Below are 19,111 nucleotides of genomic sequence, written 5' to 3' on the forward strand. Positions count from 1 at the left end.
CGAATCTCCTTCTTTTTTACTCTCTAACTAATCGATAAGTCCCAATAATTGCTTCTGCTACTCTTAGGCCGTCTACGGCGGCACTAATTATACCTCCAGCGTAACCTGCGCCTTCTCCAGCGGGGTAGAGTCCTTCTACGCCTATAGATTGGTTGGACTCATCTCTGGTGATGCGCCAGGGCGCTGAAGTTCTTGTCTCTACGCCTGTTAAGACGGCATCGTGGCTGTCAAAGCCACTAATCTTACGACCAAAATCTTTCAACCCGGCAACGAGTCCTTCACCGATTTCTTTAGGTAGGCACTCTCGTAGGTTGGCCGCTACGACTCCTGGTCGATAGGTAGGCTCTATAGATAAGTCTGTTAAGTCACCTTTTTGATCTGCTAGAAAATCAGTCACCTTCTGGGCTGGTGCTTGATAATTTTCCCCACCAACTTGATAAGCTTTACGCTCCCAGATACGTTGAAGCTCCATGCCGCCTAGTGGGCCTGGGACAGGAAAGTCTTCTGGTTTTACGGAGACAACAAGTGCTGAGTTGGCTATACTGCTAGATCTGTCATATTCACTCATGCCATTAGTGACGACGCCTCCTTTTTCTGAAGCGGCGGCAACGACGTGACCACCAGGACACATACAAAAAGAAAAGACAGTCCGATCTTGTTCTGTTAACTTGGCATGAAGTTGATAGTCAGCTACACCTAGACGAGGATGGCCTGCTCCTGGGCCGTATTGGGCTTTGTCAATAAGCTCTTGACGATGTTCTATACGCAGTCCTATAGCAAAAGCTTTTTCTGCTATGGGAACTTCTTGCTCATATAAGTTTCGTACTGTATCTCTTGCACTGTGTCCTATAGCCAGAATTATAACTTCTGATTTTAGTTCTCCTCCTGGCGCAAGACCATCTAGTTCTATACCTTTAGCTAAGCGTAGTCCGACTACTTTTTGCTTTAGAGCACCTTTTTCTAATAGTAAGCTCTCAACCCTAGCGCCAAAGTAGACGGTACCACCAAGAGCTTCTAGACGGCGTCGCATAGTGGCTACTACTTGTCTTAGTCGGTCTGTTCCTATATGAGGTTTGGCTTTTACTTTGATTTCCTCAGGTGCTCCAGCTTGGACTAACCATTCAAAAACCTCACCAATCCTACGATCGTGCGTTCTTGTCGTTAGCTTACCGTCAGAAAAAGTGCCTGCGCCGCCTTCACCGTACTGGACATTAGAGTCAAGATTAAGTTGACCTGTCTGCCAGAACTGTTCTACATCGAGAGTTCTTTGCTCTACTGCTTGCCCTCTCTCTAGCAAAATAGGTCTATAGCCTGCTTCTGCTAACTTTAAGGCGGCAAAGTAGCCACAAGGTCCTGCACCGACTACTACGGGACGGTACTTTAAAGGCTCGCTTCCTCGCAAAAGGGGCGTTGTTACTTCTTCTTTAACTTGCACTATCTGATTATCTTTAGCTAGCAGAGAAGTCGAGACTTTTACGCCTGCTTGTAATTGTACTTCTACTGTGTAGACAAGGCGAAGTTCTTGCTTTTTGCGGGCATCAATTGCTTCTTTGACTACTTCAAGTGAAGCGATCTGGCCAGGGCGCAGAGCTAATCTTTTGGCCGCTTTTTTTAGGAGAACTTCTTTCTCCTCGTCGAGGCTTGTGCGTAGGTTAGAAATTCTATATTTCAACTGGTCTTCTGTCTCCTTCGTAGCTGTTGATCATTCTTTCGTCTGTAGTTACTACTTAGTTAGCAACTAGAACTCTTCATCATAGACATCGGTAGTCTCGTCCTTGTTCTCCTCAGGTGGTGTAGCCGGTTCCGGTTGTTGTGGAGTTGCTGGTGTACTAGGTGTTCCTGCAGGTGGTGCAGGTCTGGTCTCTTCAGGTTGGCCTTCTACAAGTACTGTAACGCGAACTCTCGTGAGGCCACCTTGTGTTTGTACGGCTGATGGAATGATGAGGTTAACTTCGCGAGTTACTTCTCCTCTAATCTCATTGATATCAATTGGTGCTGTACGTAATGATTCAATCTCTTTGATTCTTTCTGATCCTGTTGTGATAATAACGTTTTCTGGCTCTACCTTTGTACCTGTGACGCGAACTCCTCTAGCTGGTGTACCTGTTAGCTGTGGCTCAATTGGAACACCTTTGCTAGCCATTTCTTCTACAATAGGTACTGTTACTTCGATAACTTGTGGTGAGATACGAATATCGCCTTCTCTTGCCCCAACAGCACCTGAATCAATAAGTTGTACAGGTAGTCGTTGAGTAAAAGTTTCTCTCGCTCCTAGTGGTATCTGCACTCTTGCTCTTTGGATTGCCCGTACCCGCTCACGAGGTCCACTGATCATCACTTCTGCTGGTTGTAGAACGGGATCTCTCATCAGATATCCGGCAGGCATAGTGCCTTGAAAGTCATACTGAATAGGTAGAGAGCGGTTTTCCAAGACGTCAATATTAAGATTTAGCTGTGACGGTGTATAGCTGATCACTTGAATTTGTGGTGGTGATTCAATTTGGATTTCCCGTTGGAAGTTTCCTGGTTCGGCATCTTCCATGGCCACACGAGCTGTAAAATCTTTCGTTGATATGTTTTGCAGGTTAGCTCTAGGACCACGGACGCGCAGTTCTATAACTTTCGGCAATTCTGGTTCTACTACTAGTCCACTTGGTAGACCTTCCACTTCTAAGGGAATAGTGAGCACTTGTGTGCCCTGGTGTTCAGCTTGTACATAAATCCAGAGCAAGATGGCGAGACTGATGGCGGCAATTTTATATAGCCAGTTTTTGCGTGCTTCAGCGGCAATATCCATTTATCGACCACCCCTCCATTGCCAAAAAGGTCGGATGTTGTTGTTTTTCGGTTGCAGGAGTTCTTCGAGTCGGGCCGACAGGGATGTTTCATCAAGGAAGCGGTTAATTTCTCCATCAACGGCAATTGATATCGTACCTGTTTCTTCTGAGACAATTACAGAAACAGCATCGCTTTGTTCTGTTATGCCGATACCAGCACGATGCCGTGTGCCTAATTCTTTAGACAAGTCTGTGTTATCCGTTAAGGGAAGATAACAGCCTGCGGCTGCTACACGATCGCCTTGAATTACTACAGCTCCATCGTGCAAAGGTGTATTAGGAATAAAGATATTAACCATAAATTCTGCCGATACTTTGCCGTCGATCTTCGTTCCTGTTTCTATAACATCGTTAACTCCTGTTTGTCGTTCAAAAATAATTAGAGCGCCAATTTTATTCTTTGTTAATATGCCGACAGCTCGTACAATTTCTCCGATCAGTTGACTACGGTCTTCTTCACCCATAATAGGGACTGAAGAACGAAAAAGTTTGCCTCGACCAAGCTGTTCAAGAGTTCGTCGTAATTCTGGTTGAAAAACAATCGGCAAGGCTACGATCAATGCTGTCCAGGCTTGTTTTAAGATCCAACTTAAGGTAGTAAGATTTAAAGCTTCACTGAGGTAGGAAGCGATGATAAGCACACCAAATCCTTTGAGCAGTTGTACCGCTCTTGTTCCTTTGATGAACATGGTCAAACGGTAAATGATATAAGCTACCAACATAATGTCAATGATAGAAAGAATGTCAAACTGTTCAAAGGCTGGAGGAAACATTATATCACCCCTCTAGAGTGGCTTTTTCTCTTTTATTTATAGAAAGACCTTGTGGGAAATAAAGGTTTGTGTCTATAATAACTCTATATTATAAAGGACAAGCAGATTTTTGGAAAAGATTCTATACTAAGGTGGTGACGTGCGTCATGTGGCTCCCCTTGATAGGTTTGATTGCAGGGATCTTAATTGGTGCAGTATTGTCGATTACCATTCCCACGGAGTATGCTAAGTATATGTCCGTAGCCGTATTAGCGGCACTTGATTCCGTCTTCGGATCTCTACGGGGTTACTTGGAAGATCGATTTGATGCTTTAATTCTACTAACAGGTTTCTTTTTTAATGCTATTTTGGCTGCCCTTCTGGCCTATCTAGGAGATCGCCTTGGTGTAGATCTTTTCTTAGCGGCTGTCTTTGCTTTCGGTGTTAGAATTTTTCAGAACATTGCTGTCATTCGTCGTTATATTATTGACCGTATTGTCGGTCGTTCTAAAGATCCTGCACAATAATACATCAGAAAATATTATAAGAAAAATATTATGGAAAAGACATAACTTAGCCTGCCCCATTCAAAGAGGGGCAGGCTTTTTAATTTGGCTAATTTTTACTATAACACAGCTTAGGCTTTCTGAGAAGATTCTTCTCTACTTTCTGCTACTTTAAGTATTTCTTTTGCTTTTTCTTGCTTTAATAAACCATAGCGGAAAGAATCGATAAGTGCTTGCCAGGAAGCTTCTATGATGTTAGTTGACACTCCTACAGTACTCCAAGCGTCTTGGCTGTCTCTTGTCTCGATGAGTACGCGTACCTTAGCGGCTGTGGCGTCTTTTTCATCGAGTACACGCACTTTGTAGTCTGAAAGATGGCAGTCTTGCAAGAAGCCATAGTGACTACCTAAGGCTTTACGCAAAGCGTTGTCGACAGCGTTAACTGGTCCGTTGCCTTCTGCGGCTGTGTGAATAACTTGATCGTCTACTCGCACTTTGATCATGGCTTCGGAAGTGAAGTCGCCGTCAGAACGTTTTTCAATGATTAGTCTAATAGAGTCAAGGACGAAAGGTATCTTCTCTTCACCAAAAGCACGGCGCAAGAGTAGTTCAAAAGAAGCTTCAGCGCCTTCAAATTGATAGCCTTGATGCTCTAGCTTTTTCAAAGAGTCGATGATCTCTTTGGTCTCTTTGTTCTGCTTGTTAATATCAAGGCCAAGCTCTTTGGCTTTATAGATCAGGTTACTTGCACCAGATAGCTCTGAGACGAGTACGCGCCGCTGATTGCCGATTACTTCTGGTTGCATATGTTCATAAGTGCTGGGATCTTTTAAGAGTGCTGAGACGTGCATACCGCCTTTGTGGGCAAAAGCAGAATGACCTACAAAAGGCATATCGTTGCGCAAGCTTACGTTAGCAATCTCAGCAACATAATGAGCACTTTCTGTAAGTTGCTTTAGGTTATCAGCAGGTAGGCACTCTAGATTCATTTTTACTTGCAGGTTCGGGATAATGGAGCAGAGGTTAGCATTGCCAGAACGTTCACCGTAACCATTAATCGTACCTTGTACTTGTCTAGCTCCACCGAGCACTGAGATAATTGAGTTAGCTACAGCAAGATCGCTGTCGTTATGTGCATGAATGCCTAGTGGTGCTCTCAAGATGAAGCCCATTTCCTGAGTGATCGATAAGATCTCTTGCGGTAAAGTGCCACCATTGGTGTCACAAAGAACAATCCAGTCTGCACCAGCTTGTTCTGCTTTCAATACTGCTTCTTTGGCATAGTTTGGGTTAGCTTTATAGCCATCAAAAAAGTGTTCTGCGTCAAAGACTACTTCTAGGCCCTGTTCTTTTAAGAAGTGGACGGAGTCATAAATGATACGCAGGTTCTCTTCTAAGGTTGTTCGTAGTGCCGCCGTGACATGGTAATCCCAGGTCTTACCGAAGATTGTTGCTACAGGGGCACCAGATTGTACTAGTCCCTGTAGATTACTATCCTCGCTTGCCACTGTTCCAGGGCGGCAAGTTGAACCAAAGGCAGAGATTTTGGCTTTTTGCCACTTCATCTCTTTGGCTCTAAGAAAAAAATCCATATCTTTTGGATTCGAGGCCGGCCATCCACCCTCAATGTATGCTACGCCTAGTTGGTCAAGTCGGACTGCGATTTTTACTTTGTCTTCTACACTGAGGGAAATGCCTTCGCCTTGCGTCCCATCACGCAACGTGGTGTCATAGATAAAAACGCGCTCCATATTATTGAAGGCACCTCTTTCCACAGTCGATTAGACAAGGGAAGAGCCGGGTTTAAGCCAGCTCTTCAAGAACACGATCAGTCATTTCTTCTGTGTTCACTAGGGTTTTTTCTGCTTCCATGATGTCGCCTGTGCGATAGCCTTTATTGAGTACTGTGTCAACGGCTTTTTCGATTTCTCGGGCCGCTTCTACTTGATTAAAGGAGTATTCTAACATCATAGCGGCAGACAAGATGGTAGCAAGAGGGTTAGCTTTCTTCTGTCCGGCAATGTCAGGTGCTGAACCATGAGCTGGTTCATAGAGCGCAACCTGTCCTCCAATAGAAGCCGAAGGAAGCATGCCTAGTGAGCCTGAAAGCATAGAAGCTTGATCTGTTAAGATATCGCCAAACATATTCTCTGTTACAATAACGTCAAATTGTTTGGGGTAACGCACTAGTTGCATAGCACAGTTATCTACATACATATGTGTGAGCGTTACATCAGGATAGTCCGCGGCAATGCGATTCGTTGTTTCTCTCCAAAGTCTTGAGGATTCTAAGACGTTGGCTTTGTCAACGGAGCATACTTCTCCACGACGTTTCCGGGCTGCTTCAAAAGCAAGGCGCACAATGCGCTCTACTTCTTCTGTTGTGTAGACTAGTGTATCGATTGCTCGTTCGCCATTTTCCATAGTTTCGCGTTTCTTCTCACCAAAGTAGAGACCACCTGTTAGTTCACGCATAACCAACAGTTCTGTTCCTTCGATTACTTCTCTTTTTAAGGTTGAAGCATCGATTAAGGCGGAGAATGTGCGACAAGGACGAATGTTGGCGTATAGTCCTAGATGCTTGCGCAGTGGCAAGAGGGCCGCGCCTTCTGGACGTAGATGAACAGGTAGGCTATCCCACTTAGGTCCACCAATAGCACCTAAGAAGACGGCATCGCTGTTCTGGCAGAGTGCTAAGGTCTCTGCAGGCAGTGGATGACCTGTTGCATCAATAGCCGCTCCACCAATGAGAGCTTCGGTAAATTCAAAGGAAAAACCATACTTTTGGCCGATCTTTTCTAAGACCCGCAAAGCTTGTGGCACCACTTCTACCCCGATGCCATCACCTGGTAATACAGCGATACGATAGGTCATGGTATTTAAACGCCACCTTATAGCTTATTTCTGTTCTTCGAGACGGTTTTTCACGTAGGCCATGAGACCACCGTCGCGAATAAGTTTTTGCATTGATTCTGGTAGAGGTGTTACGTTGTAGCTTTGTCCTGTTGTCTGGTTGAAGATAACACCTTGGTCAGCGTCAACAGAAATGACGTCACCTTCACGAATTCCTTCAACGGCTTCTGGACACTCAAAGATAGGTAAGCCAATGTTAATAGAGTTGCGGAAGAAGATACGAGCAAAAGATTTGGCTACAACACAAGGAACGCCGGAAGCTTTGATGGCAATCGGAGCATGTTCCCGTGAAGATCCGCAACCAAAGTTTTTATCTGCTACGATGATGTCGCCTTTTTGCACTTTTTGTGGGAAGGTGGGATCAGCATCTTCCATGCAATGTTTGGCTAATTCTTCTGGTGATGTTGTGTTGAGATAACGTGCGGGAATGATGGCGTCAGTGTCGATATCTTTCCCGAACTTCCATACCTTACCGGTAAATTCCATCTTACTCCACCTCCCGAGGATGTACAATCCGTCCCGCTACTGCGGAAGCGGCGGCTACATGGGGAGCACAGAGGTAGACTTCACTCTCAGGGTGGCCCATGCGTCCAACAAAGTTACGGTTCGTTGTAGCTAAGGAGCGTTCTCCTTTAGCGAGGATACCCATATGACCACCTAAGCAAGGGCCACAAGTTGGTGTGGATACGGCACAACCGGAATCAATAAATGTTTCAATGATGCCTTCACGAATAGCTTGCTTGTAAATGGCTTGTGTGCCAGGGAAGATGATACAACGAACATTTTTGTGTACTTTCTTGCCTTGCATCACTTTAGCGGCTAGACGTAAGTCTTCAATACGACCGTTAGTACAAGAACCGATAACAACCTGATCGATTTCTACGTTACCTGCTTCACTCACTGGTCTTGTGTTTTCGGGCAGGTGGGGGAAGGCTACGACCGGCTCTAGATCTTCTACGTTGTACTTAATGTGGCGGTTGTATTTGGCATCTTCATCAGACTTATAAACTTTATAAGGACGCTGTGCTCTTTCATCTACGTAAGCAAGGGTTGTTTTGTCAGGAGCTATGATACCGTTTTTGGCACCTGCTTCAATAGCCATGTTAGCCATAGTCATTCTTCCATCCATGGATAGGGCGTCGATCGCAGAGCCTGTGAATTCCATGGATTGATAAAGAGCTCCGTCAACACCGATGTCACCAATGGTATGTAGAATAAGATCTTTGCCTGTTACGTCTTCTGGTAGTTCGCCATCGTACTCAAACTTAATAGATTCTGGTACTTTAAACCAGGCTTCGCCTAGTGCAATACCAGCGGCTAAGTCTGTAGAACCTACACCAGTAGCGAAAGCACCTAGTGCACCATAAGTACAAGTGTGAGAATCGGCACCAATGACAGTGTCGCCAGGTACGACGAGACCTTTTTCAGGAAGCAGGCAGTGTTCAATACCCATTTCACCAACATCATAGTGGTGGGTAATGTCGTGCTTACGAGCAAAGTCGCGTACGATTTTACCTTGTTCTGCTGATTTGATATCTTTGGCAGGTACAAAATGATCTTGTACGAGAACTACTTTTTCTTTGTCAAAGACTTTCTCGAGATTGATTTTCTCTAGCTCTTTGATCGATACGGGCGCTGTTACGTCATTGGCCAAGACGATATCGAGCTTGGCATGAATCAGTTCACCTGGCTCGACTTGGTCTTTGCCTGCGTGGGCCGCCAGGATCTTTTCTGTGATAGTCATACCCATGGCTTTGCGATTCTCCTCTCCCAGTAGACATTTCTTTAGTTATATTGCAAAAAAAGCTTTTAGAGGGCTCTTTCCTCAGCAGGAACTTTCTCCGCTAGATGATTGCTATCGAAAATGATTTTGTTGATGGCGTTGATATAAGCTTTTACGGAAGCGATTAGAATGTCCGTATCAACACCACGACCAGTGTGATAACGTCCATTTTTTTCTAGCTTTACGCTGACTTCGCCTTGGGAATCTTGCCCCGCTGTAGTAGCGTTTATGTTATAAGAAGCCAAGCGAACTTCGATATTCGTGAGCTTATCGATAGTTCTATAGGCGGCGTCAATAGGTCCGTCACCACAAGATGCTTCTTCAAGCATTTCTTCGTTCTTTTTCAAACGAATAGTGGCTGTGGGAAGTATTGTTGTACCACTGTTAATATGGAGATATTCGAGGCTGTATACTTCAGGGATGGAGCGCATTTCATCTTCTACGATAACGGCTAGATCTTCATCGGAAATCTCTCGTTTTCGGTCTGCCAATGCTTTGAAGCGTTCAAAAGCTTTCTGGAAGTTTTCATCGGTCAATTCGTAACCGAGCTCTTTCAGTCGTTCTTTTAAAGCGTGTCGTCCTGAGTGTTTGCCTAGTACTATATTGTTTTGGAAAATGCCGATCATCTGGGGGTTCATGATCTCGTAGGTGGTCCGCTCTTTTAAGACGCCATCTTGGTGAATTCCTGATTCGTGGGCAAAAGCATTTTTGCCTACGATGGCTTTGTTCGGTTGAATGACCATGCCGGTGAGGTTAGAAACAAGACGGGAGGTGCGGTAGATTTCGCTTTTGTTAATCTTTGTTTCTAAATCATAGAAAGCTTGTCGCGTATAAAGAGCCATGACTAGCTCTTCCATAGAGGCGTTACCAGCTCGTTCACCAATACCGTTGATGGTACATTCTACTTGACGAGCACCGTTTTCTAAGGCCGCTAAGGAGTTAGCTACCCCTAAGCCCAGGTCGTTGTGACAGTGCACGGAGACTACAGCTTCGTTGATGTTCGGTGTTCCTTCAATGATAGCTTTGATAAAACGACCGAATTCCTGAGGCGTGGCGTAACCGACTGTGTCGGGAATGTTAATTGTCTTAGCACCTGCTGAAATAACGGCTGTGAAGATGCTACATAGGAAGTCGACTTCACTACGAAAAGCGTCTTCTGCTGAGAACTCAACATCAGAGGTAAAGTTTTTGGACAGTTTCACTGCTTCTACAGCCGCTTCTAGAACTTGTTCTCTGTTCATGCGCAGTTTGTGTTGCATGTGAATGTCGGAGGTAGCAATAAAGGTGTGAATACGCCCTTGCTCAGCTCCACGGAGAGCTTCAGCGGCTCTTTCTATATCTTTACGATTGGCACGAGCCAGTCCGCAGATGGTTGCCCCTTTGACGTTGTCGGCTACAGCTTTTACTGCTTCAAAGTCTCCTGGGGAGGCGATTGGAAATCCGGCTTCAATCACGTCCACGCCCAGGCGAGCCAACTGATGGGCAATTTCCAGCTTTTCCTGGATGTTTAAGCTTACGCCCGGTGACTGTTCTCCGTCCCGTAGCGTTGTATCGAATATGACGACTCGCTTGGACATGGAAATCCCCCTTTTTTACTCGTAAATAATTGTTTCGTCTAACCCTTTATTCCCTAGTACGGAGGGATAGACCAGATCGTTTTCATCTATCAATACTTCTACCATGACCATGCCTGGAGCATTGAGTGCTTCTGCTAGCGTAGCCTGGGATTTTTCTTTTTCTGTGATTTGGTAGTAGGAGATACCGTAAGCTTTGGCTAGGTCTTCAAAGAGGGGGTTAAAGGTTATTTTTACGCCCGAGTAACGTTTGCCGCAATAGAAGTGTTGTAGTTGTCGCACCATGCCTAGAGCGTGGTTGTTAAAGAGAATAATTTTGAGCGGTAAGTTCTCTTGACGTGCTGTGCCCATTTCTTGCATCATCATCTGGATCGATCCATCGCCTGTAAACAAGATGACTAGATCGTCTGGATTACCTACTTGCACGCCGTTAGCTGCTGGAAGTCCGTAACCCATGCAACCAAGGCCGGCAGAGGTGATGAATCTGCCTGGTTTTTGGAACTTGTAGAAGAGAGCTGACCACATCTGATGTTGGCCTACATCGGTAGTAACCCAAGCGCGATCACGAGTTAGATCTCCTACTTGTTCGATTACATATTGGGCTGTTAGAACATCTTCTCTGTAACGCAGTGCTCTATCTTCTTTCCATTTGGCAATCTGGTCCAGCCAAGGTGAACGGCTTTGCTCGGAAACTTTTTTGTTAAGCTCTTCGAGGACCATTTTGGCATCACCAACGATAGGTAGGTTGATGGCTGCGTTTTTTCCTATCTCGGCTGGATCTATATCGATGTGTATGATTTTAGCGTCAACAGCAAACTTTTCAGGATTGCCGGTGGCACGATCGCCAAAGCGAACGCCGATACCGATGACTAAGTCTGCGTTACTAACAGCTAAATTGGCATAGGCTGTGCCGTGCATACCCATCAAGCCAAGGGAAAGAGGGTTAAGTTCTGGAAAAGCGCTGACTGCCATTAAGGTGGTAGCTACTGGAATGTTGGCTTTCGTTGCTAGTTCGAAAATCTCATCAGTAGCTTTAGCGTGGATGATACCGCCACCGACCATAATGACAGGTCGTTCTGCTTGATCAATCAGTTTGGCCGCGTTTTTGATTTGTGATTTGTGACCTTTTAGGGTTGGTCGATAACCGGGTAGTTCGATCTCTTCTATGTCAATTTCTGCTGTGCATTTTGCTTGTAGTACATCTTTGGGGATGTCTATCAACACAGGACCAGGTCTGCCTGTGGAGGCTATATGATAAGCTTCCCTGACGATCCTGGGAATGTCGTTCACGTCTTTGACCAGAAAGTTGTGCTTGGTAATTGGCATGGTAATGCCTGTGATGTCCACTTCCTGAAACGCATCAGTTCCAATCATGGAGGATTGTACCTGACCTGTAATTGCCACTAGGGGTATGGAATCCATGTAGGCATTGGCGATGCCTGTTACCAAGTTGGTAGCACCGGGGCCTGATGTGGCAAGACATAAGCCAGGTGTACCTGTCGCTCTGGCATAGCCGTTGGCGGCATGGGCCGCGCCCTGTTCGTTTCGTACAAGGATATGCTTGATAGATGAGTCTAACAAGGCGTCATAGATAGGTAAAACAGCGCCACCAGGGTATCCAAAAATCACTTTGGCACCTTTTGCCTCCAGACTTTTTAATAAAGCCTGTGCTCCATTCAGTTCCATTTCCAATCCCCCCAATTTCTTCCCACAATCGTGATACAGGGAAGGCCCCTTAAAGTGGGGCCTTTTTGTTGGTGGCTCTAATTTATTTTACTTCTTTTAACCAAGGCATCATGGCACGAAGTTTTCTACCTACTACTTCAATTTCATGGTTCTCATCAGCTTTAGCAAGTGCGTTGAAGCGAGGACGGTTTACTTCGTTTTCTACGAGCCATTCTTTGGCGAATGTGCCGTCTTGAATTTCTTTGAGTGCTTTGGCCATTTCTTTTTTCGTTTCTTCTGTGACGATGCGTGGTCCAATGATCATGTCACCCCACTGAGCTGTATCAGAGATGGAGTAACGCATCATGGAAATGCCGCCTTCATACATTAAGTCTACGATCAGTTTGAGCTCATGGAGACACTCAAAGTAAGCCATTTCTGGGGAGTAACCAGCTTCAACGAGTGTTTCAAAACCTGCTTTTACGAGGGCAGAAGCACCACCGCAAAGAACTACTTGTTCGCCGAAGAGATCTGTTTCAGTTTCTTCTTTGAAAGTTGTCTCGATAACGCCAGCGCGAGTGCCGCCTGTTCCTTTAGCATAGGCTAAAGCGAAGTCACGAGCGCGACCGCTAGCGTCTTGATGAATAGCGATGAGTGTTGGTACGCCAGCACCATTAGCGTACATACGGCGAACCATATGTCCTGGGCTCTTAGGAGCAACCATAATAACATCTACGTTAGCAGGTGGTTGAATTTGTCCAAAGTGAATGTTGAAACCGTGAGAGAAGCAAAGGACATTACCTTCTTGTAAGTTTGGAAGAATCTCTTCACGGTATACTTTACCTTGACGCTCGTCAGGGATGAGGATCTGAATAAAGTCTGCTTTGGCTGCCGCTGTGGCAACATCATATACTTCAAAGCCATAGTCACGAGCTTGTTGCTCTCTAGCTGAGCCAGGACGTAGGCCAATAATTACATTAAGACCGGAATCTTTCAGGTTCTGAGCTTGAGCATGACCTTGGCTACCGTAGCCAATTACAGCAATCGTTTTGCCATCTAGTAAGGATAGATCTGCATCACCATCATAGAAAACTTTCATCTTTGAATACGCCTCCGATAATTCTTTCTTAATCTGCCTTGTCTTGGAATTAGGTACTATTTATTTACTTCCTCGCATCATAGAGATACGGCCTGTTCTAGCCAGTTCTCGGACGCCGAAAGGTCTAAGGGAAGTACAGATGGCTTCAATTTTGTTCTGATCACCTGTAATTTCGATGATCAGCGAGTTGCGACCTAAGTCGACGATATGAGCTCGAAAAATTTCTACGATCTGCATGATTTCACTGCGCGTAGTAGCATCAGCATTGACTTTGATTAGAACTAGTTCTCTGTCAACTGAGGGCTCGTCAGTGATGTCTTGAATTTTGAGTACATCGATAAGTTTGTGCAGTTGTTTTGTTACTTGTTCTATTATTTTTCCGTCTCCGTCGACGACAATGGTCATGCGGGATATGGAGGGGTTGTCTGTTTCACCAACAGCGAGACTCTCGATGTTATAGCCCCGACGGGCAAATAGACCTGCGACGCGTGTAAGTATCCCCGGTTTGTTTTCTACCAGGACCGATAAGGTGTGTCGCATTGTTGCTACCTCCTCCCTTTCCTTTAGCTCATCCGAGCGCCTGTTGATGCGGAAAGTACTTTCTGGGCATATCGTGACATGTAGCCCTTAGTTATTTTGCTTTCCGGTTTTTGCCACTTAGCTTGTCGCTTGGCTAGTTCTTCTTCGGAAACTTCTAGCTGAAGTTTGCCTGCAGGAATATCTATAGTAATTAGATCTCCTTCTTGAACAAGGCTGATAGGGCCGCCTTCTGCCGCTTCAGGTGATACGTGACCAATGGAAGCACCGCGAGTAGCGCCTGAGAAACGTCCATCGGTGATTAAGGTCACTTCTTTATCTAATCCCATACCAGCAATAGCCGCTGTTGGTGTGAGCATTTCACGCATGCCGGGGCTTCCTTTGGGTCCTTCATAACGGATTACTACTACATCGCCTGATTTTATTTGACCACCTAAGACTGCTTCTACAGCTTCTTCTTCTCCATTGAATACGCGGGCTGGTCCTTGATGATTCATCATTTCTGGTGCAACAGCACCTTTTTTGACAACAGCGCCTTGAGGAGCTAAGTTACCACGCAGTACGGCTAAGCCGCCTGTTCTGCTGTAGGCTTTTTCGTTAGGACGAATTACTTCAGGGTCAAGATTAACGCCCTTCGTGATAGTCTCTGCGACTGTTCCTCCTGTTACGGTAGGTAAGTCACCATTGATCAGCCCTTGCTGATAGAGGACGTTCATCACAGCAGGAATACCACCAGCACTGTCTAGGTCTTCAATATGCTGTTCACCTGCTGGTGCTAGTTTGCAGAGGTGTGGTGTTCTACTGCTAACTTCGTTGACAATCTCCAGGTCGAGCTCTATGCCTGCTTCGTAGGCAATAGCCGGTAGGTGAAGCAGTGTGTTAGTGGAACAGCCTAAGGCCATGTCCACGGTTATAGCATTTTCAAAAGCTGATTCTGTCATGATGTCTAAAGGTTTGATGTCCTTTTCAAGCAGTTCCATAATCTTCATACCACTTTGCTTGGCTAAGCGAAGTCTAGAAGAGTACACGGCTGGAATAGTACCGTTTCCTGGTAAGGCCAAGCCGAGTGCTTCAGTTAGGCAGTTCATAGAGTTAGCTGTAAACATGCCGGAGCAAGAACCACAGGTAGGACAAGCTTTTTCTTCTAATTCAAATAGTTCATCGTCTGTCATTTTGCCAGCTTTGTGAGCGCCTACTCCTTCAAAGACTGTGGAAAGGGATACTTTTTTGCCTTGGAAGCGACCGGCTAACATAGGTCCACCACTGATAAAGATAGATGGAATGTTAAGTCGAGCGGCGGCCATGAGCATGCCTGGTACTACTTTGTCACAGCTTGGAATGAAGACGAGAGCATCAAAGCCATGGGCCATAGTCATGATTTCCACAGAATCAGCAATAATCTCTCTCGATGCGAGGGAGTATTTCATGCCGATATGGTTCATTGCAATGCCGTCACAGACAGCGATAACAGGGAAAGCTAAGGGCGTACCACCGGCCATGCGGACGCCTGCTTTGACAGCGTCAGCAATCATGTTAAGGTGCATATGTCCCGGGACCACGTCGTTTTGGGCATTTACAATGCCGATGATAGGACGGTCCAGTTCTTCTGCTGTGAGGCCAAGTGCTCTAAATAAAGAGCGGTGAGGCGCTTTTTCAACACCATGCTTAACAGCATGGCTTCGTCCTTTTTGCTTAGTCAACGCGATCCCCTCGCTTTTGTTAATTATTGTTAATTAAGGATTGAGAAAACCACAGCGACACAGAGGGCTCTGTGAAATTATTTTATATGGGAAAATATAGGGCTTAATAAATTTCTGCACCGGCCGCTGATGATTGTGTCAGTTTGTGGAAGTCTTCAATTAGCCTTTTGGTCATAGTGCCAGGTTCGCCTGAGCCGATGTTGCGACCGTCTACAGATACAACAGGAATTACTTCGGCCGCTGTTCCTGTGAGGAATACTTCGTCTGCTACATAGACGTCATAGCGTGCAAATACTTGCTCTGCAACTTCAATGCCTCTCTCACGAGCTAGTTCCATAACGCAGTTGCGTGTAATGCCTTCCAAAATGCCTACGTGAGGTGGTGGTGTAATCAGGCGACCATTTTTCACAATAAAAATATTGTCTCCCGTACACTCGGCTACGTATCCTTCTTGGTTCAACATAATTGCCTCAAGGACGCCGGCGCGGGTTGCTTCTATCTTCGCCAAAATATTGTTCAGGTAATTTAGAGACTTGATTTTGGGATTTAGTGCTTCAGGAATGTTTCTTCTAGTCGCAACGGTGATAACGTCGAGACCTTTTTCGTAACATTCTTTGGGGTATAGCGTAATGGCTGCTGCAATACAGAGAACGGAGGCTTTAGGACATTTGCGTGGGTCTAAGCCGAGATCTCCCTTGCCTCTAGATACGACAAGTCGGATATAGGCGTCACGCAAGTTGTTCCGTCGAAGCGTCTCTAGAACGACCTCGGTCATCTCTTCTGCATTAATGGGGATGGTGAGATTGATTGCTTTCGCCGAATCATAAAGGCGATCGATATGTTCTTTTAGTTTAAATACTCGACCATTGTAGGCGCGTATTCCTTCGAAGATACCATCACCATAGAGATAGCCATGATCAAAGACTGATACTTTCGCTTGATCTTCATGCACAAATTCACCATCAAGGTAAATGACGAGGCTCATCGTATTATTCTCTCTCCTTCTTCTATCTCTGTATATACAAAAACCTCTCGCCCGGACAGGTAAAAAAGCCTGTCAGGGACGAGAGGATTTTCCCGCGGTACCACCCTGTTTGTTGTCTCTTAAAAAGACAACCCCTTGTGCGGTGAAGTCTTGAATCTAGCTTTACTCCACCGAATCAGCATGATAACGGACGCTTGTACCTGCATTGGTACTCCATCCGACTCCACCTACTAAGTCCCGTTAATGGGAGCTATTGGGCGAGCGACTCAAGGGAGAGACAACATCGACGTGTTAGTACCGGTTTACAGCTACCCCGGCTCTCTGTGACTAAGGGACTTCGATGTTCTGGCACCCGTCATAGTCGTTAGAACGAAATATACTTTGACCCTTAGTATAGTCAAATTGGACCGTTGGTGTCAATAACCTTGCTCAGTCTCTATAAAACCTTTTTTTATTCTTATCTTGCATCAATAAAACGTGGAACTTCTGCAGAGGTACTTCCTGGGCTTATATTGGTATTGGTATTCGTACCTGGCACTGCTTCAGGGAATTGACGAATGATCATAATCTCTACTCTTCTGTTTTGCGCTCGACCTTCTATAGTATCGTTAGTTGCAATAGGTCTGTATTCGCTATAACCGACTGCTGTAAATCGAGCAGGGTTAAGTTGGATGTTATTATTTAATATGTATTTCATGACGTTCAGTGATCTTTTGGCGCTTAAGTCCCAGTTCGAAGGAAACTCTGGTGTATTAATGGGTAAGTTATCAGTGTGACCTGCTACACGAATTTCGTTTTCGATATTATCTAGAAGTATAGATAGCTCGTTAAGAACTGGTAAGGCTTCAGGGCGTAAATTTGCACGACCTGAATCAAAGAGAGCCGCGTCACGGAAAGAAACTTGTAATCCTTCTTGAACAATGCCTGTGTAGATCTGATTCGTTAAGCCCTGTTCGTCAATAAGTTGGTCAATTTTTTCTTTCAGATCATCAAGGTACCTTGCTTCCATGATTGAATCGGTGATGGTTAGATCTGGTGCTTCATCACTTGCACCTTCTGTTTCTACGGTACTGGGATTAAGCATGATCCCAGTACCGCCTTTGAATACTGATTCTAGAGCTTTCTTCAACATTTCAAATCGCTGTGTGTCTACCTGGCTTGTTGCGAACATGACGATAAAAAGGGCCAGAAGAAGTGTAAGCATATCGGCATAAGGAATGAGCCAAGTCTCATCAATATGTTCTTCATGATGATGCTTTTTTTTCTTCGACATTAACCTTTTCCTTCTTTCTCCAGAGACTCACGTTCTGCTTGGGTCAAGTAAATCAACATTTTCTCACGGATCTGTACAGGACTGCTACCAACTTGAATAGAGAGAATGCCTTCGAGCATCATCGTTTTCAGCTTGACTTCTTCTTGAGATTTCCGCTTCAGTTTCGTTGCAAAGGGGTGCCAGAGTACGTAACCGGAGAAGATACCATAGAGCGTGGCTACGAAAGCGGCGGCAATCATGTTACCTAGGGCATTTACATCATCGAGGTTACCAAGAGCACCGATTAGGCCAATAACAGCGCCTAAAACACCAAGAGTGGGGGCATATGTACCAGCGGCTGTAAATACTTGTGCACCAGTGCGATGTCTTTCTTCCATCGCTTCAATATCTGCTTCTAAGAGCTCGCGGACGAATTCTTCGCCTTGACCGTCTACAATTAGGCGAATACCTGTCTTGAGAAAAGCTTCGTCTAGTTTTTCAATTGTTGCTTCTAGTGAGAGCAACCCTTCTCTACGAGCTTGTTGAGCCATTTCTGTCATTTGTTCAATAATGACTTTGGGATCGGCTAATTTCTGTTCTTTGAAAAGAACACCAAAGAGAGTCGGAATTCTCTTGATCTCCTTCATGGAGAAAGAGTTCATCAGCGCCGCTATTGTTCCTACGAAAATGATAATGATCGCGGCGGGGTTAACGAGAACACTAATATTAGCTCCCTTAGCCAACATACCACCAACAACAGAGAAAACTCCTAAAAACAAGCCTATGAGTAGTGCAATATCCACTTTCTTAGCACCTCTGATCTTCTAGTTTATCTTAATGAAGATTTTACCACAGCTATTCCTATTCTGTAACCCGCCCTTTCAATCCAACTATGGTTCTTTTTGGACAAAAAAGAAAGAGCAACCTCTTGGTTACTCTTTCTTTTTGTGACTTCTGAAGCTTTTATGATCGTACTTTAGTTTTGTCTTTGTTGTTAGGTATTTTGTAGTGTAGAGGTTACTTTTCTTTAGGCATGTCAGCACATTGAAGATCACCTGGAACGGGAGTTAGCTCATTGCCAGCTTCCACGTCGCCAGACATTTTTGCTTTGTACTGATTTTTGAGGGCCTTTTTCTGGGCTTTATCCACCAGATATCACCTCCCAAGTCTATGTTTCGACTTTTTAGGAGGTTTTATGCATGGTAAATAATATTTTTATCTTTTGTTGCTTTTTTTCCAGATCTTCATGCTTTCAGCTTGCTTGATCAGATCTTCTCTGAAATCAGGGTGAGCAATGTTGATTAGCCCTTCGGCTCTCTGCCAAGTCGACATGCCTTTGCAGTTAAACATGCCGTATTCTGTTACCACGTACATGGTTGTTGCTCTAGGATCGGTTATGATTCCACCTGGTGTGATAGTCGGTACGATTCTAGTCGAGTAGACCAAGGGAATTTCACCCTCAGACCCTCACAGAACCGTACGTGACACTCTCATGTCATACGGCTCTT

General features: G+C 45.1%; 17 protein-coding genes and 1 pseudogene. 1 reads left to right on the forward strand and 17 read right to left on the reverse strand.

Annotated elements, in window-relative coordinates; translation table 11 throughout:
* Positions 1-16 precede the first annotated feature (16 nt).
* The 3 genes from F9B85_RS06095 to cdaA form a co-directional block, all read right to left on the reverse strand.
* The gene (locus tag F9B85_RS06095) at positions 17-1,672 is read right to left on the reverse strand and encodes an NAD(P)/FAD-dependent oxidoreductase (RefSeq protein ID WP_151619491.1); all 1,656 of its coding nucleotides are present in this window, start codon (positions 1,670-1,672) and stop codon (positions 17-19) included.
* A gap of 66 nt (positions 1,673-1,738) precedes the next feature.
* On the reverse strand, positions 1,739-2,797 hold the full coding sequence (locus F9B85_RS06100; RefSeq protein ID WP_151619492.1) for a CdaR family protein: 1,059 nt from the start codon (positions 2,795-2,797) through the stop codon (positions 1,739-1,741).
* Positions 2,798-3,610, reverse strand: a complete 813-nt coding sequence (cdaA, locus tag F9B85_RS06105) for a diadenylate cyclase CdaA (protein ID WP_151619493.1) — start codon at positions 3,608-3,610, stop codon at positions 2,798-2,800.
* A 146-nt stretch (positions 3,611-3,756) separates the two neighbouring features.
* Between cdaA and F9B85_RS06110 the strand changes: the two genes are divergently transcribed.
* Complete coding sequence (locus tag F9B85_RS06110; protein WP_151619494.1) at positions 3,757-4,116, forward strand: small basic family protein; 360 nt, start codon at positions 3,757-3,759, stop codon at positions 4,114-4,116.
* A 110-nt stretch (positions 4,117-4,226) separates the two neighbouring features.
* Here the strand turns inward: F9B85_RS06110 and cimA are convergent, their stop codons facing one another.
* From cimA to F9B85_RS06175, 14 genes and pseudogenes are all read right to left on the reverse strand, one after another.
* Positions 4,227-5,846, reverse strand: a complete 1,620-nt coding sequence (gene cimA, locus F9B85_RS06115) for a citramalate synthase (RefSeq protein ID WP_151619495.1) — start codon at positions 5,844-5,846, stop codon at positions 4,227-4,229.
* 52 nt (positions 5,847-5,898) lie between these two features.
* On the reverse strand, positions 5,899-6,969 hold the full coding sequence (gene leuB / locus F9B85_RS06120; RefSeq protein WP_151619496.1) for a 3-isopropylmalate dehydrogenase: 1,071 nt from the start codon (positions 6,967-6,969) through the stop codon (positions 5,899-5,901).
* A gap of 24 nt (positions 6,970-6,993) precedes the next feature.
* Positions 6,994-7,494, reverse strand: a complete 501-nt coding sequence (gene leuD, locus F9B85_RS06125; RefSeq protein WP_151619497.1) for a 3-isopropylmalate dehydratase small subunit — start codon at positions 7,492-7,494, stop codon at positions 6,994-6,996.
* Position 7,495: 1 nt separating this feature from the next.
* Positions 7,496-8,758 (reverse strand): 3-isopropylmalate dehydratase large subunit, encoded by a 1,263-nt coding sequence (gene leuC / locus F9B85_RS06130; protein ID WP_151619498.1) that lies wholly within the window; start codon positions 8,756-8,758, stop codon positions 7,496-7,498.
* Between the two features lie 59 nt (positions 8,759-8,817).
* Positions 8,818-10,368 carry a 2-isopropylmalate synthase gene (locus F9B85_RS06135; RefSeq protein ID WP_151619499.1) on the reverse strand — a complete coding sequence of 517 codons (1,551 nt, stop codon included), beginning with the start codon at positions 10,366-10,368 and terminating at the stop codon, positions 8,818-8,820.
* Between the two features lie 15 nt (positions 10,369-10,383).
* Positions 10,384-12,051: a biosynthetic-type acetolactate synthase large subunit gene (gene ilvB / locus F9B85_RS06140; RefSeq protein ID WP_151619500.1), complete on the reverse strand. Its 1,668-nt coding sequence runs from the start codon at positions 12,049-12,051 to the stop codon at positions 10,384-10,386.
* Positions 12,052-12,133: 82 nt separating this feature from the next.
* Positions 12,134-13,129, reverse strand: coding sequence for a ketol-acid reductoisomerase (gene ilvC / locus F9B85_RS06145; RefSeq protein ID WP_151619501.1), 996 nt, complete (start codon positions 13,127-13,129; stop codon positions 12,134-12,136).
* A gap of 60 nt (positions 13,130-13,189) precedes the next feature.
* On the reverse strand, positions 13,190-13,669 hold the full coding sequence (gene ilvN, locus F9B85_RS06150) for an acetolactate synthase small subunit (RefSeq protein WP_151619502.1): 480 nt from the start codon (positions 13,667-13,669) through the stop codon (positions 13,190-13,192).
* Positions 13,670-13,692: 23 nt separating this feature from the next.
* A complete protein-coding gene (gene ilvD, locus F9B85_RS06155) occupies positions 13,693-15,366 on the reverse strand; it encodes a dihydroxy-acid dehydratase (RefSeq protein WP_151619503.1) in 1,674 nt (557 codons plus the stop codon).
* A gap of 103 nt (positions 15,367-15,469) precedes the next feature.
* Positions 15,470-16,351 carry a branched-chain-amino-acid transaminase gene (gene ilvE, locus F9B85_RS06160; protein ID WP_151619504.1) on the reverse strand — a complete coding sequence of 294 codons (882 nt, stop codon included), beginning with the start codon at positions 16,349-16,351 and terminating at the stop codon, positions 15,470-15,472.
* Between the two features lie 457 nt (positions 16,352-16,808).
* Positions 16,809-17,624: a flagellar motor protein MotB gene (locus F9B85_RS06165; protein WP_151619505.1), complete on the reverse strand. Its 816-nt coding sequence runs from the start codon at positions 17,622-17,624 to the stop codon at positions 16,809-16,811.
* Complete coding sequence (gene motA, locus F9B85_RS06170) at positions 17,624-18,406, reverse strand: flagellar motor stator protein MotA (RefSeq protein WP_151619506.1); 783 nt, start codon at positions 18,404-18,406, stop codon at positions 17,624-17,626. The genes F9B85_RS06165 and motA overlap by 1 nt, the downstream gene beginning before the upstream one ends.
* Before the next feature lie 214 nt (positions 18,407-18,620).
* The gene (locus F9B85_RS14880) at positions 18,621-18,752 is read right to left on the reverse strand and encodes a hypothetical protein (protein ID WP_279237731.1); all 132 of its coding nucleotides are present in this window, start codon (positions 18,750-18,752) and stop codon (positions 18,621-18,623) included.
* A 66-nt stretch (positions 18,753-18,818) separates the two neighbouring features.
* Positions 18,819-19,037: pseudogene (locus F9B85_RS06175) on the reverse strand (acetyl-CoA hydrolase/transferase C-terminal domain-containing protein); the annotation flags it as partial.
* Positions 19,038-19,111 lie beyond the last annotated feature (74 nt).

Origin of the sequence: Heliorestis acidaminivorans (assembly GCF_008933955.1) — a bacterium.
Lineage (GTDB): Bacteria > Bacillota > Desulfitobacteriia > Heliobacteriales > Heliobacteriaceae > Heliorestis > Heliorestis acidaminivorans.